Raw genomic sequence first — 15,774 nt, 5'->3', positions numbered from 1 at the left:
GCTGCGCGACCGGCCGAGGCTCGGCTCCCCGCAGAGTTCGCCCGCCTTCGAAGCGACCGTGGCGGGGCGCCGGTCACCAGCCGGTCAAAGAGCGTGAGCCCGAGGAGCCGTGTGCACGGAAGCGCCGGGCCGTGAGGCCCGGTTCGCGCTCGGGACGGCAAGGCTCTGCGCGCGCGTCGTCGGCGGCAGCGAGGCGGCATGGGGTGATGCTGGAGCGGCTGCGTTTGGTGGGTGGCGTTCCGGGAGGCCCGTGTCCGCACCAGGTCTAGAATGCCCGCGGGTAAGGGGGGCACATGCCGACGTTCGGGCTGCTGGGGCCGCTGTTGGTGCGGGACGGGGCGGAGGAGCGGGCGGTCGGGGGGCACAAGAGCCGGGTACTGCTTGCCGCGCTGCTGCTGGCGGCCAACCGGCCGGTGTCGAAGGACGCGCTCAAGGAAGCGCTGTGGAGCGGGCGCCCGCCGGCCAGTGCGGACGCCTCGCTGTTCAACCATCTGACGCGGCTGCGGCGGCAGTTGGCCTTTCTCGGCGACGAGCCGCAGCGCATCACCGCGGTGCCGAACGGCTACCGGCTGTACGTCGCGGAGGGCGAGTTCGACGTGGAGGTCTTCCGGCGCCACGTGGCCGCCGCGCGCGCCGCGCACGTGCGGCAGGAGTGGGACGCGGCGGCGGACCTGAGCGCCGCCGCCCTCGCCCTGTGGCGCGGCGAGCCGCTCGCCGGCCTTCCCGAATTCGACGACGCCGGGCCGGTGGTGCGGCAACTGCTCGAAATGCGGCTGCAGGCGCTGGAGTGGGGCTTCGACGCGGCTCTCGCGCTGGGCCGCCACCCCGAAGTCATCGGGCAGCTCACGGCACTTGTCGCCGAGCACCCGCTCCGGGAGGCCTTCCACCGGCAGTTGATGCTGGCCCTGCGCGGTGCGCACCGGCAGGCGGAGGCGCTGGAGGTGTACGCGCGGCTGCGGGCGACCCTCGCCGAGGAGCTGGGCGTCGACCCGTCGGCGGCCGTACGGGCGGCGTACCAGGAGGTGCTGGCCTCGGACGCACCCGCGCGCGTACCCGTACCCGCTCCTGCCGGGGCGCCCGCAGAACCCTCCGCCCCTGCCTTCCCGTCGCTGCACCAACTCCCCGCCGACACAGGGCTCTTCACTGGTCGGACCGCCGAAGTCGCTCGCCTCGCCGCGCTGCTGCGCCCCGGCACCGCCGCCGGCGGGGGCGCGCCCGGCCGCACCCCCCGGCCGGTGGTCGTCTCGGGCATGGGCGGCGTCGGCAAGACCGCGCTGACCGTCCATGTCGCGCACCTGCTGCACGCGGACTACCCCGACGGGCAGCTCTACGCCGACCTGCGCGGCTTCGGCCCCGGTGGCCGGCGCGGCCCGCGTGACCTGCTCGTCCGCTTCCTGTCCGACCTGGGCGTCCAGGAGGCGTCGCTGCCCGAGGACACGGACGACTGCGCCGCCGTCTTCCGCACCGTCCTCGCCCACCGCAGGATGCTGCTGGTCCTGGACAACGCGCGGGACGCCGCCCAGGTGCTGCCGCTGCTGCCGGGCAGCGGCGGCTGCGCGGTCGTGGTCACCAGCAGGCACACCCTCACCGACCTGCCCGCCGCCGTGCCGCTGCCGCTGCCGCCGCTCACACCCGCCGACCAGGAGATGCTGCTGGTGGCGCTGTGCGGGACCGAACGCGTACGGGGCGAGCCGGAAGCCGCGGCCGAGATCATGGCGCTGTGCGGCGGGCTGCCGCTCGCGCTGAGCGTCATCGGCGGCCGGCTGGCCTCCCGGCCCGCGTGGCCGCTGTCGCTGCTCGCCGACCGGCTGTCGTCCGGCACCGGCCGGCTGCCGGAACTGGCTGTCGGCAGCCTGGACGTCGAGGCCACGATCGGCATGAGCTACGTCGCCATGCGCGACAGCGACCTGCCGCAAGAACGGGCCGTCGCTCGGGCGTTCCGCCTGCTGGGAGTGTGGCCCGAACACGAGGTGACCCCGCACGCGGCCGCCGCCCTGCTCGCCCTGCCGGTACGGGACACCGCCCGGCTGCTGGACCTGCTCACCGACGTCCACCTCGTGCAGAGCCCGGCGCCCGAGCGGTATGGCATGCACGACCTGCTCGGCGAATACGCGGCAGAGCGCGTTCGCGTGGAGGAGCCCGAGCGGCAGCGCGAGCACGCCGAACTGCGGCTGCTGACCTGGTACGTCGCGGCGGTGGAGAACGCGTCGAGGATCACCGTCGGCGAGACGCAGCCGCCCCCGCCGCTCACCGAACAGCCCGCGCAGCCGCTGCCGCCCTTCGCCGACGCGCACAGCGCGCTCGCCTGGTACGTCCGCGAACTTCCCGCGATCCAGCACGCGATCACCCGGGCTGGTGCCCTCGGCCGCTCCGACATCGCGTGGCGGCTGGCCGTCGGCCTCTTCGGCTACGGGGACACGTACTGGTGGACCGGCATCTGGGACACGGCCCTGCGCAGCGCGCTGGAGATCGCCGTCGCGCACGGCGACACGACGGGACAGGCCTGGCTCTACCGGCGGATCGCCGTCGCGCACGGCATGGCCTACCGCAACGAGGAGTGCCTGGAGAACCTCGGCACCGCCCTCGAACTCTTCGAACAGGCCGGGGACATCACCGCGCAGGCGTCGATCCTCGGCAACATGTCCGCTCTGCACGTCCAGGCCAAACGCGCCGAGCCGGGACTCGTGTACGCGCTGCGCTCCCAGGAGCTCTACCGGCAATTGGACCTGCCCGACAGTGAGGTGCTGGTCCTGGGCCGGATCGCCGACGCGCTCCAGCTCGCCGGCGACTACGCCGGGGCCGTCGAACAGCACCGCCGCCGCCTGCCCTTGCAGCGCGCGCTGGGCCGGCCGACTGCCCTGGCGACCCTGCTGACGAACTACGGCGCCGCGCTCCAGCACCTCGGCGAGCGCGCGCAGGCCTTCGCGGCGCTGGACGAGGCGCTCGCCATCCGGCGCCAGTTGGGCGACTACGGCGGCGAGGCCGACTGCCTGGTCGTCACCGCCCGCGCCCACCACCACTTCGGCGAGTGGGAGGCCGCCCGCGCCTGCTGGCAGGCCAGCCTCGACCTCTCCCGTTTCCATCTGCTGCCGCAGCGCGTCCAGGAGTGTGTGGAGGGCCTCGCAACGCTGGAGAACGCCTGCGCAGGCGCGGACGGTCTCAGGCCTGCCCCGTGATCAAGCCCGTCCGCCGCCCGCGAGACAACAGGCCCCGCAAGCGTCGATGGGCCACCCACGGCGGATGCGGCTTCCGGCGCGGGTCGGTGCCCGGCAGTAAGGGCCTCAGGATCCAGTAGTCGAGTCCCCGCGGAACCCGCAAGCCGCCATCGGTTGCGGCACGCCCCCGTCAGGGTGGACGGCTCGTCGCGTCACCTCAGAGCGTGTCCGCCCTGGCGACCGGGCAGTTGGCCGACCGGGCCGGGGGCGAGCGGCATGCGGCCGACCGGCGAGGGGACGGACGTATGACGAGCCGGTCTTTCCGCTGCTCATCCCGGTGCCACGCCCCGGCAATGTTCCGAATGAGGGGTTGGCGGACTGTTGGTGAGCTGTTGGCTGGTCGCTCTAGCTTTTCCCGGAGATTCCCCTTCCTTTGATCACCACCGGCTTTGAACAGGAGGCCTCATGGGTCTGAAAAATCTGTGTGCGCGGGTTGCCGTGATCGGCTCGAGTGCCGTGCTGGCGAGCGGAATGGCCATCGGCGAAGCGAGCGCCACCTCCACGAACATCGATTACTGGAGCACCAGCACCGCCCCCGTGCGATGCGCGCGAGCGATGTGCCTGTACTACTCGCCGGGAGCGGAAGGCGCCATCTGGCAGAACGGCCTGTCCGGAGCCTACGACCTCGGCTACTGGTCGTTCTACGATGACCACGCGCCGAATTCCAACAGCTCGGCCGGCGCGGGCCAGGCGGTGCGCAACAACGCGGCCTCCGCCGAGAACGGCTCGGTCAACTGCACCATGAGCATCTACGTCTACCCCGGTGGCTACGGCGACGTGAACGTCCTCGACCCGGGCCGCGGCGGCAATCTCACCTCCGGCATGCGAAACAACGAGGCTTCGGTCAATCCCGAGGACTGGGCGTCGAATGCCGGGTGGTGCCAGTAGCCGCCATGACGGGCGAAGAACCGGGCCGGCCCCGCTCCGCCGAGCAGGGCCGGCCCCGCTCATGATCTCCTCCGTCAAGAACGGGTCCACATGGCTCTCAGAAGCAGTCGACTTCTCTGCACGGTGATCGCATCGGCCCTCGCGGCACTGTCCGGGTGCGGGTCCGGTGCGCCGCCGGCGGGCGATCCCGCCCCCTCCCCGGTTCCCACACCCCAGATCACGCAAGGACTCGGCGGTTACCACCTGCCCATCGAGCAGTACATGCTCACGCCCCTGCAGGCGGCCCAGCGCCAGTGGGTCAGTCAGGTCATCCTCGGTCGCTGTCTCGCCCGCTTCGGCTTCGACTACCCGGACGCCGGCCCTCAGCCCACCGCTACGAGCACGGCCCTGACCACCTACTCGCTGCTCTCACGGCGCTACGGAGTCTCCGACCCCGACAGCGTGCGGCGATGGGGGTACCACGAACCTCGCGGCGACTCCACAGGAGGGAAGCAGACCAAGACCCTGCTTCTTGCCGGGCTGTCGCCGGCCGAGCAGAAAGTCATGACCGGATTCGACCCGGCCACCAAGCGACCGGCCGTGTCGTACGAAGGGCGGAAGATTCCGCCGAACGGCTGCCGCGCCGAGCCCGACAGGGCACTTGGCGCGGAACCTTCCCCCGCCCCTGGTACGGCTGCGGGCAAAACACGGGCCGCGAACGTCGTCGACGGCCTCGTCACCCGCCTCAAGGCCGACAGCTACCAGCAGTCCCTGGACGACCCGCGTGTGGTGGCGGCCTTCAAGAAGTGGTCATCCTGTATGAAACGATCCGGCTACCACGAGACAGACCCCATGCTGGCGCCCGGGAAGTTCCTGTCCTCACCATCGCCCCGCCCTGCCGAGATCGGTACAGCGACGGCTGACGTGTCCTGCAAAGCCCGTACGAACCTCATCGGTATCTGGTTCGCGGTCGAGTCCGAGTACCAGGACGCAGCCATAAGACGGCACTCGGGAAAGCTCGCGGAGATCAAGGCGGATCTCCGGCGGGAGACGGCGAATCTCACGTCACTTCTCTCCCACGAGAAGAACAACACCCGAGACTGAACGCACTGCGTACGCACGACACCGGCGAACATCGGGCAGGCCTCGGGCGCATGCCGGGCAGGCAACGTCCGCTCGCTGAGGAGCGGCGTGCGGTGTGTGCTCTGGGCATGTCATCGGGCCGGCCCGTCGTAGACGAGGAGCCCGTCCTTGCGCAGTCTCGCACCGGCCGTCGGGACGTGGGGGGTGATCCGTCCGTCGTGCATCAGGTGGCAGGTGGGGACACCGCGGCTGAGGACGGCGAAGTCGGCGATGAGGCGCCGGTGGCAGCGCCACCAGACTGCTTCGCCGCACATGACCGCAGTGCGTGCGTCTGCCGCCTCCTCCAGCAGGCGGCCCATGGCGGTGATGAAGTCAGGGGTGCGGGTGTGGGCGGCGTAGCCGCGGAAGGAGTCGTTGCGCCAGTAGGTGTCCGGGCTGTCCGGGGGCGGTTTGCGGAAGCCGCCGAGGGCGGCTTCCCACCGGTAGGAGATGCCGTTGCCGGGCATCCACCGGGCGAGGCGGTCGCGGAGCAGGTCGGGCCGGCGCCGGCTGCCCGGCGCGGTGCGGACGTCCACGACCGCTTCGACGCCGGCGTGGTGCAGCAGGCTGAGGATGCGCTCGCGGTCGGCGGTGCTGTGTCCGAACGTGAGGAGAGGTGGTGCCATGGGCGGGCCTCTCGGGTCAGGACCCGCCGGATACGCACAAGGCGGCGATGCGGGTACTGGTCGTGCCGCTGCGGCGGTCTTCGGGACGCCCGCGGGGCAGTGCCCTTGCCGGAGAGCGGTGCGGGTGGGCAGGGGCGGGTCACGGGGTGGTGGTGAGGGCGTTGGGCGGACAGGACTTTGATCAGTGTGTCGGCCCGGCGCATCTGGCGCAGGGTCTGGGGGTGGCATGCGGCGGCGAGGTCGAGGAGGGGGCGGTCCCGGGCGGCTTGTGCGGCCTGGGCGAGCATTTCCCAGCAGAGGGAGTTCCCGGTGGCGGCCAGGTGGGTGTCCCGCAGGTCGTGGAGGAGCAGCAGTGCCGGTTCGGGGCGGTGTCCGACTGCTTCGGCGGTCTTTTCGCGCTGCACGGTGAGCAGGCCGCCGGGTGTCGTCCGGTCCGGTGGGCCGGCGAGGCGGAGGTTGTGGGGTTCGCCGATGCCGGCGAAGGCGCCGGCTGTGTTCGCGGGACCAGCGGGCGAGGTCGGTGGCTCCGTGGTAGATCTCGTGGTCGGTGCGGTGGCGTTCGGCGGCGGCCAGGGGGTTCCTCGGCGCGGCAAGCGGTGGGCGGGGGGTTCCTCGGCGCGGCAACGCAGGGGCCTGAGGGCTTGCCTCCGCTGCTCGTACGCTGTCCGTACGGTGAAAGAACGCGATTCGCACGGTGTGTGATGCGGGTCTGGTGGTGGGTGTGGCCCGGAGCAGCCCGGCAGGGACGGGCCTGCGGTGAACAGTGTCTCGATCCGGGACGATCCGGGACGGCACCGCGGCCGCGGGTAGCCGTTCGACGGGGTGGGCGCGGGGGGTGCGGGAGTCGGCGGTGGTGCCCGCCGGGGTGGCGAAGGCGGCCAGTCGTCTGCGGGCGCCGGGCCGGCAGAGCCGGGCGGCTGCCGTGATGACGTACGCACGCGGCACGGGTGCCGCCCGCGGCGGGCGGTGGCACCCGTGTGTCAGGCGGTGGTGGTCAGGCCCAGGGCGAGCCCACCGCCCAGCTGGTGTCGTCGTTCCAGGAGGTGGTGCTGTCCCAGGTGTTGGAGCCGCCGTTGGCGGCGAGGTAGACGGTGTAGTCGTAGTGGCGCAGGTACTTGTCGGTGTAGTTGACGGACTGGAACGAGTATCCCTGCCCGTTGTGCCCGGTCTGCGGGCAGAAGGTGGCGTCCTGTGCGAACTGCGAGGTGCCGTCGTCGGCGTTGAGCTGGAGTTTGAAGTTGGAGTGGCGCAGGTACCGGCCGGGGTCGTTGGCGGACTCGAAGGACAGGCAGGAGGTGTTGGCCAGGCCGGCGCGTACCACCCAGGTCGCGTCGCCCCGGTCGGTGGCGGAGCTGGAGGAGGTGACCGGGGCGATCACCACGTTGTTGTCCGCCGCGTCGTGCTGGACGTAGTCGGTGGTGCAGCACGGGGTGGTGGCCCGCAGCGAGATCCTGGAGCCGGGGGTCAGTGACCCCGGGCCGGTGGAGGAGCCGTTGCCGTAGCCGACCGAGGTGATGTTGGCCTGTACGGCGTTCTCCGTGGCGTCGGAGGGGTAGCCCGAGGTCATCACGCCCTCGTAGAACGTTCCCGCCGCGCCCTTGCTGTTGTCGCCGCCGATGCCCAGGATGATCGCCCCCTCCTTGTGCATGGGGTTGTAGCCCGAGACGTTGGGGCGTGCGCCGCTGTAGTAGGTGGACAGGCTTCCTGATGCCGCGTTGCCGCCTCGGATGGCCCACTGGTTGGGGCCGCCCTTGACGATGGCGGTCTGGTACCTGTTGCTGACGCTGGGGTCGTTGGCGTTGTAGCCGGCGTTGACGCCGGAGAACAGGCCGTTCTCCAGGTCCGCCATCACCCACGGCCCGTTGCCCGAGCCGTAGCCCCAGACTTTGATGTTGCCGAAGTAGATGGCCTCCATGTGGCCGTTGCCGGTGTCGTTGTTGCTGGTCTCGGCGTTGCCGTAGTCGAAGCAGCAGCCGCCGTTGTAGTGGGTGCCGTCCAGGACGGCGTACATCCCCTCGGCCTGGTCACCGGTGGCGATCCCGGAGGTGTGGTCGTTGCGGTAGCCCGTGCCGGGGGCGACGAAGACGCCGTACGCCTCGTGGCCGGCGACCGTGGTCGGGGCGGCGGTGGCGTTGGCGAGGTTGTCCGGACCGCCGGCCGCGCCGCCGCCGGGGGCCTGGGTGAGGCTGTTGCCCCTGCCGGACTGGTCGTAGATGACGGTGATGACGCAGGTGGTGCCGGAGCAGAAGGAGTCCTGCGCCGCGGCGTTGGCGTATCCGCCGGCGGTGAGCACTCCGATGTCCTTGGTGGCGTTGTCGGAGGCGCGCCGGACCTGGTAGAGCGCGCCGTTGTACGAGGAGTACAGCGCGCGGGTGGTGCTGTGGGCGGCCACGCAGGGGGTGCCGCCGGAGGCGTAGAGGTCGCAGGGCAGCGATCCGGCTGCTTGGGAGGTCTGGGCGCCGGCGACGAGGACGCCGGCGACGAGCGCGCCGGCGGCGGCGGTGGACAGCGCCCATTTTCTGAGCCTGCGCAGCAGGCGTGACGGTGCGGGTGCGGACACGGGTGTCCTCCTTCAGAGGGGGATGTGGGGGTCCCGGGCCGGTGCTCGGGCAGGGGGTGCCGGCCGGCGGCCGTCAGGGGCCGCCGGAGGGCACGTTCTGGAGGGAGGGGATCGGTCGCGGTGTGCCGGAGGTGCCGCCGGGTGCGGGGCGGGCGGGGGGTGCGGGCGGTGGTGCCGTCCCGGGGCAGGGTCCGGGGCGGCGGCTCAGCCGCGGCGGGCGATGCTGCGGGCGCGCAGGCGGTCGGCGGTGATGGCCAGGCCGAGCACGCAGCCGAGCACGATGTTGGTGTAGTTGGGGTTGATCTGGAGGGTGGTCAGGCCGTTGTTGATGAGTTCGAGCAGGATGGTGCCCGCGACGATGCCGATGATCCGGCCCTGTCCGCCGACCAGGCTGACGCCGCCGATCACCGCGGCGGCGATCGCCGACAGTTCCCAGCCGACGCCGACGCCGCTGGCGGAGCCGACGCCCATCCGGCCGAGCACGAGGATCCCGGCGAACGCCGACAGCAGGGAGCTGGTGACGTACATGGACACGATGCGCCGGTCGCCGCGGATGCCGGCCAGCCGGGCCGCCTCCGGGTTGCCGCCGACGGCGTAGACCTGCCGGCCGGCGTAGGTGCGTTCCAGGAAGAACCAGGCGATCAGCGCGACGACCACGAACAGGATGAGCGGGAGCGGCACCTGGGCGACGTACGTCTGGCCCAGGTCGCTGAACGTGCCGCCGATGCCGGTGATCGAGGTGCCCGAGGTGATGGCCAGGGTGACGCCCTGCGCGACGGTGTAGGTCACGAGGGTCACCACGAACGGGGCCATCTTCAGCCGGGTGACGGCGAGTCCGTGTACCAGGCCGAGGGCGCCGGCGATCAGCAGCGTCAGCAGGATCGCCGCCGCCGGGGGGAGTCCGGCCCGGACGTTGAACCAGGACATCAGGATGACGCTGGTGCCCAGCAGCGCGCCCACGGACAGGTCGATCCCGCCGGTGAGGATCACCAGCGACTCGCCGATCGCGATCAGCCCGTACTGCGCCAGGTCGAAGCCCATGCCCTGGAGGTTGACCGCGCCGGCGAAGGACGACTTGTCCAGCGCCAGTGCGACGAACACGACGACGCAGGCGGCCACCACCCCGACCTCGGGTGTCTCCAGCAGGAGCCGGACGAACGGCCTGCGCCCCTTGTCGTCGGTCACCGCCGCGGCCGGCGCCGCGGCCGTACTGGTGTTCATGTGCTTGCCTTCCCCTGGGGGGCCGCGGCGGGCTGCGTCCCGGCCGCCGCCGTCATGATCACTTCCTTGCCGAACCGGTCGCGCGGCAGGTCGGCGACGATCCTGCCGCGGGCCATCACCACGATGCGGTGGCAGATCCACAGCAGTTCCTCGAGTTCCGAGGAGGCGACGAGGACGGCGAGGCCGTCCTGTGCGGCCTCGTCGATCAGCGCGTAGATCTCCGCCTTGGCGCCCACGTCCACCCCGCGGGTGGGTTCGTCGAGCAGCAGCAGTTTCGGCCGGGCGGCCAGCCAGCGCCCGAAGACCGCTTTCTGCTGGTTGCCGCCGGACAGGTCGGAGATCGGCTGCTCCGGGCTGCGCAGGCGCACTCCGAGGTCCTCGATGACGCGCGCCGCGTGCTCCTTGTCCCTGCGCGGCCGCAGGACTCCGCACCGGCTGATCCGGCGCAGCGTGGCCAGGGTGACGTTCCACCGCACCGAGTGGGCCGGCAGCAGTGACTGCACCTTGCGGTCCTCGGGGACCAGCCCGATGCCGGCCGCGACGGCGTCGGCCGGGTGGCGGGGCCGAAAGTCCGCTCCGTCGAGGACGACCTCGCCTCCGGTCCGCGGCTGGGCGCCCATGACGGTGTGCAGCAGCCGGCTTCGGCCGGAGCCCATGAGTCCGGCCACGCCCACGATCTCGCCGGCCCGCACGTCGAGGTCGACCGGGCCCAGGCCGTCCGCGGTCAGGCCGCGCACGGACAGGGTTGCCGACCGCTCGACGGAGGAGGGCGGCGCGAGGTCGGCGCGGGCGAGGTCGCTGCCGACCATCTCCCGGATCATCCTCTCCTCGGTCGCGTCGCGCGGGCAGAGGTCGGCCACCAGCCGGCCGCCGCGCAGCACGACGATGCGGTCGGCGACGGCGCGTACCTCGTCCAGGCGGTGGCCGATGAACAGCACCGCTCCCCCGGCGGCGGCGTGCCGCCGGGCCAGGTCCAGTACTCGCCCGGCCTCGATGGGGCCGAGTGAGGAGGTGGGCTCGTCGAGGATGAGCACCACCGGGTGGTGGCCCCACGCCTTGGCGATCTCGATCATCTGCCGCACCGGCACCGGGTACCGCTCCACCGGCCGGTCGACGTCCACCTGCTCGATGCCGGCCTCGGCCAGCAGCGCGCGGGCCTCGGCCCGCATCGCCGGGCGGTCGACGACGATCCGGCCGAGCGGTCCGCCGGCCGCCCGTGCCGGGCGGCGGCCGAGGAGCAGGTTCTCCGCCACGCTGAGCCGGCCCACGAGCGGGAACTCCTGGGCGACCAGTGCCACGCCGAGTTCGCGGGCGTGGTCGGGCCGGCCCGGGGGCAGCGGCCGGCCGGCCACCTCGATGGTCCCGGTGCTGGGGGTGACGGTGCCGGACAGTACGCCCATCAGCGTGGACTTGCCGGCCCCGTTCTCCCCCACGACGGCGACGATCTGTCCGCGCGCCAGGTCCAGCCGGGGGATGTCCAGCACCTTCACCGGCCCGTACGCCTTGGTGACGTCGCGCAGGGAGGCGGCGGTCTCGCTGCCGGCGGCCATCAGCCGATGCCCAGCTGCTTCAGTTTGGCCTGGTAGTCCGCGAGGTTGGCCCGCGTCACCAGGCCCACCCCGGAGCTGAGTGTCGTCCCGTCCGGCTCCAGGTAGGGCTGGACGATCTTCATCGTGGCGTCCTTGCCCAGCACCTTCAGCGCGGCCAGCAGGTACGCGCCGGTGTATCCCTGCTGGTACGGCTGCTGCAGCACGGTCGCCTGGATGACGCCGGACTGGATGAACTTCAGCGTCTGGGGGTCGCTGTCGTCGGAGACGATCTTCACCTTGCCGGTCTTCCCGGCCGCTTTCACCGCCTGTCCGGCGGACGGGCCGTCGTAGGAGTACACGCCGTACAGCCCGTTGACGTCGGGGTTGGTCTGGATGACGGTCTGCGCGTTGGACAGGGCCTTGGAGGCGTCCATCCCGTCGCTGAGCTTCTGCACCACCTTCACGCCGGAGCCCTTGATGGCGTCCTCGAAGCCGGCGATCCGCTCCACGGCGTTGGACGTGGTCAACGAGCCGACCAGGACGACCACTTGCCCCTTGCCGCCGAGTGCCTCCTTCATCGCCTCGCCGGCCTTCTGCCCGGCCTGGTAGTTGGGCGTGCCCAGGTAGAGGGCGGCGCCGTCCTCCTTGGGCAGCGGCGAGTCGATCGCGAGCACGGGGATGCCGGCCTTGTTCGCCGAGCTGATCGGCGCCTTGATGGCGGTCGGGTCGATCGCGGAGACGCTGAGGCCTGTGATCCCCTGGCCCCGGAGCGTCTGGATGATCGACAGCTGCTGGTCCAGCCGCCCGTTGGCCGGCGCCTGGTACGTGCCCTTGACGCCGAGCGAGGACACACCCTTGTCGAACCCCACCTTGCCGGCGTTCCAGTAGTCCGTCGCGACGTTCACCACCATCGCCAGGTCCTGCTGCGACAGGTCCTTGCCGGCGAGGGCGGCCTTCAGGGCGGCGTCGAGCTTGGCGAGTTCCGCGTCGTTGAAGGTGATGTCGCCCTTGATCGTCGCCCCGGCCGAGGAGGCCGGCGCGCTCGACCCGGCGCCCTCCCCCGATCCCGCGGAGGAGCCGCCGGCGCCGGTCTTGCTGCATCCCCCGGTCGCCAGCAACGCCAGGGCGGCGACCCCGGCGACTCCCCAGCGCACCGGCCGCGTCGCCGGGCCCGCGCCCCGTCTCGTGCCCGACCGCCGGGCGGACCGCACACCACGCATGTTCGACATCCTCTGCAGAAGGGGCCTCGCGGCCTGTTAGCGCTCACATTCGGCCGACCGGGACATGCCCGCGCCGGCCCCCGCCCCGGCCGCCGGACCCTGCCGCCGACGTACGGGCACCACCGAGCACGCCCTTTCCGGCCGCAGGCCGGGCCGGACGGGTCTTTCCCCGCAGGCCGCGCCGTCACGGCCGGAGCGGGAGGCAGACCTCCCGCGCACCGTCCGCCGGACGCCGTCGCCGGCATCGCGGTCCTGTCCGTGCTCCCTTGCTTGCCAGAGATTGTTAGCGTTCACCGATGCGGCGTCAAGGTGTTACACGGAAGAAAAACGGCGCCGCTCCCGCCCTGCCCGGCGGGCCGCCGCGACCGCCGCCGCCATCGTCGACTCGCCCCGGACGAAGGCGTGTTGGGCCGCCCGGCGTTCGGGTTGACGCACCGTCGGCTGCGGCGTGCGGAGACTGCCTGACGGGCCGTCAGAGGTCCTGGAGTCCGCCGTCCCGTGTCCCCCGGCGCCCGGACGACGGCCGTCGCCCCCTTGGCCGGTCCGCGTCGGCGGCCCGGCCGCGACGCTCCCGGCAGCGGGCGGCAGGGCGCCCGGCCGGGTGCGCCGGGACAGCGGCCGCGCTCGCGCCGCGGGGCGGGGCTGCCGTCGCGGCCTCGCGGCGCCTCGGTGACGCGCACGGCGGCCGCGACGGCACGTGCACGGCTCCGCCCGGCTCGGATTCGGCCGGCTCGGATTCGGCCGGCTCGGATTCGGCCGCGACGGCACGGTGCACGGCTACGGCGCGGCTGCGCCTGCGGCTACGGCTCCGGCTCCGGCTCCGGCTCCGGGGAGGCACGTCTGCTGGGCGGGCGAGCGGTGTCATGGCCGGGCTGCCGCATGGGGGCAGTGCGTGGCCGCCCGGCAGCCGGGTGCCGGAGCGGGGCCGCGGCACGGCACGGCCCCCGGCCCGGCCCGGCGCGGCCCGGCCCGGCGCGGCCCGGCGCGGCGCGGGCGCGCGGACGGTGCGGCGGGCGTCCCGGTGCGACCGCGTACGGGCAACGTACGGGCGGCGCCGGGCGGCGCCGCCCGTACGTTGCCGGGCATGTCACCCGGGGCTCGTTCGCCGCCCTGGTGGCCGCGGTCCGCGAGCCGGGCTCGGGCAGGGGGGCCGGCGCCGGCTCACAGGCCGCCGGCGAGCCGGTAGTACGCCTGGTTCCAGCGGATCTCCTTGGCGAACTGCCGTATGTCGGTGCCGTCGTCGATGAGCAGCAGCTCCGTGCGGAGCATGTCCGCGAGGTCGGCCAGTTCCTCCGTGCCCACCGCCGATGTCAGCACGGTGTGGTGGGGGCCGCCCGCGGTCAGCCAGGCCTCGGTCGCGGTCCCGAAGTCGGGCACCGGGCGCCAGACGGCCCTCGCCACGGGAAGGCGGGGCAGCGGCTGCGGTGGCGGGACGATGTCGATCCGGTTGGCGACCAGCCGGAACCGGTCGCCGACGTCGACCAGGCCGACCACCGTGGCCGGGCCGGGCTCGGCGTCGAAGACCAGCCGGACGGGGTCCTCGCGCCCGCCGATGCCGAGGGGGTGGATCTCGCAAGCGGGCTGCCCCGCGGCGATGCTGGGGCACACCTCCAGCATGTGGGCGCCGAGGACGAGCTGTTCGCCGGGGACCAGGTGGTAGGTGTAGTCCTCCATGAACGAGGTGCCCCCGGGGCGGCCGGTGCCGGCGGTCTTGAGGGCCGCCAGCAGCGCGGAGGTCTTCCAGTCCCCCTCGGCACCGAACCCGTACCCGTCGGCCATCAGCCGCTGCACCGCGATGCCGGGCAGCTGCCGCAGGCCGCCCAGGTCCTCGAAGTTGGTGGTGAAGGCCCCGAACCCGCCGTCGGTGAGGAAGTCGCGCAGGCCCAGCTCGATGCGGGCGGCGTACCGCAGGGCGTCGTGCCGGCCGCCGCCGTCGGCCAGTGGCGGGGCCATCCGGTAGGTGGCGGCGTACTCCTCGACCAGGGAGCCGACGGCCGCGTCGGCCACCGAGTCGACGGCCTCGACCAGGTCGGCGACGCCGTAGGTGTTGACCGAGACGCCGAACCGCAGCTGTGCCTCGACCTTGTCGCCCTCGGTGACGGCGACGTCGCGCATGTTGTCGCCGAACCGGGCCAGCCGCAGCCTGCGCAGCGCGTCGTACCCGAGGGCGGCGCGCATCCAGGCGTGGACGCGGGGGGCGGTGGCCGGGTCGCAGACGTGGCCCGCGACGGTCTTGCGGGCCACTCCCAGCCGTGCCTGGACGTACCCGAACTCCCGGTCCCCGTGGGCGGCCTGGTTGAGGTTCATGAAGTCCATGTCGATGGTGGCCCACGGGAGTTCGGCGCCGGCCTGGGTGTGCAGGTGGAGCAGCGGCTTGCGGAGCATGTCGAGGCCGGAGATCCACATCTTGGCCGGGGAGAAGGTGTGCATCCAGGCGATGAGGCCGACGCAGGCCGGGTCGGCGTTGGCCTCGAGGACGAGGGAGAGGATGGCCGCGGAGTCGGTGAGCACGGGCTTCCAGACGACGCGCAGGGGGGTGCCGGGTGCGGCGGCGAGCCGGTCGCTGACGGACCGGGACTGCTCGGCGACCTGGCGGAGGGTGTCCTCCCCGTAGAGCCCCTGGCTGCCGGTGACGAACCAGACCTCAAAGGCGGCGGGCGGTGTCATGGCCTGATGGCTCCTCACTGGGCGGACGTGCCGGGCTGGCCGTAGGCGTGGTGGTAGCGGTCGTGGAGCCGGTCGACGGCCCGGGGGTCGATGGGCAGCGGCCGGCCGAGCTGGCGGGAGATGTGCACGCTGCGGGCGACGTCCTCGCACATCACGGCGGCCTTCACGGCGGCGCGCGGGTTCGGGCCGATGGTGAACGGCCCGTGGTTCTGCATCAGTACGGCGGGCGAGCGGTGTCCGGTCAGGGTCTCCACGATGCCGCGGCCGATCGAGTCGTCGCCGATCACCGCGAAGGGGCCGACCGGGATCTCGGCGCCGAACTCGTCGGCCATGGCGGTCAGCACGCAGGGCACCGGTTCGCCGCGGGCCGCCCACGCGCAGGCGTAGGTGGAGTGGGTGTGGACGACGCCGCCGACCTCGGGCATGTGCCGGTAGACGTAGGCGTGCGCGGCGGTGTCGGAGGACGGCCGCAGTCCCCCGCCGTCGACCACTTGTCCGTCGAGGTCGCAGACGACCATGGACTGCGGGGTCAGCCGCTCGTAGGGGACGCCGCTGGGCTTGATGAGGAACAGGTCCTGCCCCGGGACGCGCCCGGACACGTTCCCGCCGGTCCACACCACCAGGTTGTAGCGGACCAGTTCCTGATGGAGCTCGCCGAGCTCCTCGCGCAGCGCGGCGACCGCGTCGGCGGCGCCCGGGGAAAGGGACTCTGCGTTCATGACCATGGCGACCTCGGCGTTCTCGGGG

General features: G+C 72.7%; 10 protein-coding genes and 1 pseudogene. 3 read left to right on the top strand and 8 right to left on the bottom strand.

Annotation, left to right across the window (positions count from 1 at the left end):
• Positions 1–293 precede the first annotated feature (293 nt).
• From QSK45_RS12980 to QSK45_RS12970, 3 genes are all read left to right on the top strand, one after another.
• The gene (locus QSK45_RS12980) at positions 294–3,176 is read left to right on the top strand and encodes an AfsR/SARP family transcriptional regulator (RefSeq protein WP_285556282.1); all 2,883 of its coding nucleotides are present in this window, start codon (positions 294–296) and stop codon (positions 3,174–3,176) included.
• 444 nt (positions 3,177–3,620) lie between these two features.
• Positions 3,621–4,103 carry a hypothetical protein gene (locus tag QSK45_RS12975; RefSeq protein ID WP_285556279.1) on the top strand — a complete coding sequence of 161 codons (483 nt, stop codon included), beginning with the start codon at positions 3,621–3,623 and terminating at the stop codon, positions 4,101–4,103.
• A gap of 261 nt (positions 4,104–4,364) precedes the next feature.
• Complete coding sequence (locus QSK45_RS12970) at positions 4,365–5,186, top strand: hypothetical protein (RefSeq protein ID WP_285556277.1); 822 nt, start codon at positions 4,365–4,367, stop codon at positions 5,184–5,186.
• A 110-nt stretch (positions 5,187–5,296) separates the two neighbouring features.
• Here QSK45_RS12970 and QSK45_RS12965 read toward each other — a convergent pair whose 3' ends face one another.
• The 8 genes and pseudogenes from QSK45_RS12965 to QSK45_RS12930 form a co-directional block, all read right to left on the bottom strand.
• Complete coding sequence (locus tag QSK45_RS12965; protein WP_285556275.1) at positions 5,297–5,830, bottom strand: DUF488 domain-containing protein; 534 nt, start codon at positions 5,828–5,830, stop codon at positions 5,297–5,299.
• A 161-nt stretch (positions 5,831–5,991) separates the two neighbouring features.
• Positions 5,992–6,403: pseudogene (locus tag QSK45_RS12960) on the bottom strand (hypothetical protein); the annotation flags it as partial.
• Positions 6,404–6,824: 421 nt separating this feature from the next.
• A complete protein-coding gene (locus tag QSK45_RS12955; RefSeq protein WP_490993555.1) occupies positions 6,825–8,390 on the bottom strand; it encodes an alpha-L-arabinofuranosidase B in 1,566 nt (521 codons plus the stop codon).
• Positions 8,391–8,594: 204 nt separating this feature from the next.
• A complete protein-coding gene (locus tag QSK45_RS12950; RefSeq protein ID WP_285556273.1) occupies positions 8,595–9,611 on the bottom strand; it encodes an ABC transporter permease in 1,017 nt (338 codons plus the stop codon).
• Positions 9,608–11,161: a sugar ABC transporter ATP-binding protein gene (locus tag QSK45_RS12945; protein WP_285556271.1), complete on the bottom strand. Its 1,554-nt coding sequence runs from the start codon at positions 11,159–11,161 to the stop codon at positions 9,608–9,610. The genes QSK45_RS12950 and QSK45_RS12945 overlap by 4 nt, the downstream gene beginning before the upstream one ends.
• A complete protein-coding gene (locus QSK45_RS12940) occupies positions 11,161–12,360 on the bottom strand; it encodes a substrate-binding domain-containing protein (RefSeq protein WP_285556267.1) in 1,200 nt (399 codons plus the stop codon). Before QSK45_RS12940 ends, QSK45_RS12945 begins: the two co-directional genes overlap by 1 nt.
• A gap of 1,161 nt (positions 12,361–13,521) precedes the next feature.
• Entirely contained in the window at positions 13,522–15,027 is a 1,506-nt protein-coding gene (gene araA / locus QSK45_RS12935; RefSeq protein WP_285556266.1) for an L-arabinose isomerase, read from the bottom strand.
• Positions 15,028–15,041: 14 nt separating this feature from the next.
• Positions 15,042–15,746: an L-ribulose-5-phosphate 4-epimerase gene (locus QSK45_RS12930; protein ID WP_285556264.1), complete on the bottom strand. Its 705-nt coding sequence runs from the start codon at positions 15,744–15,746 to the stop codon at positions 15,042–15,044.
• Between the last annotated feature and the right edge of the window lie 28 nt (positions 15,747–15,774).

The sequence above is a fragment of the Streptomyces hygroscopicus subsp. hygroscopicus genome (assembly GCF_030269125.1).
Taxonomy (GTDB): Bacteria; Actinomycetota; Actinomycetes; order Streptomycetales; family Streptomycetaceae; genus Streptomyces; species Streptomyces hygroscopicus_C.
Note: the sequence above shows the minus strand (reverse complement) of the source record. Positions and strands in the feature narration are given on the sequence as shown.

Bases quoted from the DNA above. Each gene is read 5' to 3' on its own strand.
- QSK45_RS12930 (WP_285556264.1), bottom strand. From the start codon at position 15,746: ATGAACGCAGAGTCCCTTTCCCCGGGCGCCGCCGACGCGGTCGCCGCG.
- araA (WP_285556266.1), bottom strand. From the start codon at position 15,027: ATGACACCGCCCGCCGCCTTTGAGGTCTGGTTCGTCACCGGCAGCCAG.
- QSK45_RS12980 (WP_285556282.1), top strand. From the start codon at position 294: ATGCCGACGTTCGGGCTGCTGGGGCCGCTGTTGGTGCGGGACGGGGCG.
- QSK45_RS12950 (WP_285556273.1), bottom strand. From the start codon at position 9,611: ATGAACACCAGTACGGCCGCGGCGCCGGCCGCGGCGGTGACCGACGAC.
- QSK45_RS12940 (WP_285556267.1), bottom strand. From the start codon at position 12,360: ATGCGTGGTGTGCGGTCCGCCCGGCGGTCGGGCACGAGACGGGGCGCG.
- QSK45_RS12975 (WP_285556279.1), top strand. From the start codon at position 3,621: ATGGGTCTGAAAAATCTGTGTGCGCGGGTTGCCGTGATCGGCTCGAGT.
- QSK45_RS12965 (WP_285556275.1), bottom strand. From the start codon at position 5,830: ATGGCACCACCTCTCCTCACGTTCGGACACAGCACCGCCGACCGCGAG.
- QSK45_RS12970 (WP_285556277.1), top strand. From the start codon at position 4,365: ATGCTCACGCCCCTGCAGGCGGCCCAGCGCCAGTGGGTCAGTCAGGTC.
- QSK45_RS12945 (WP_285556271.1), bottom strand. From the start codon at position 11,161: ATGGCCGCCGGCAGCGAGACCGCCGCCTCCCTGCGCGACGTCACCAAG.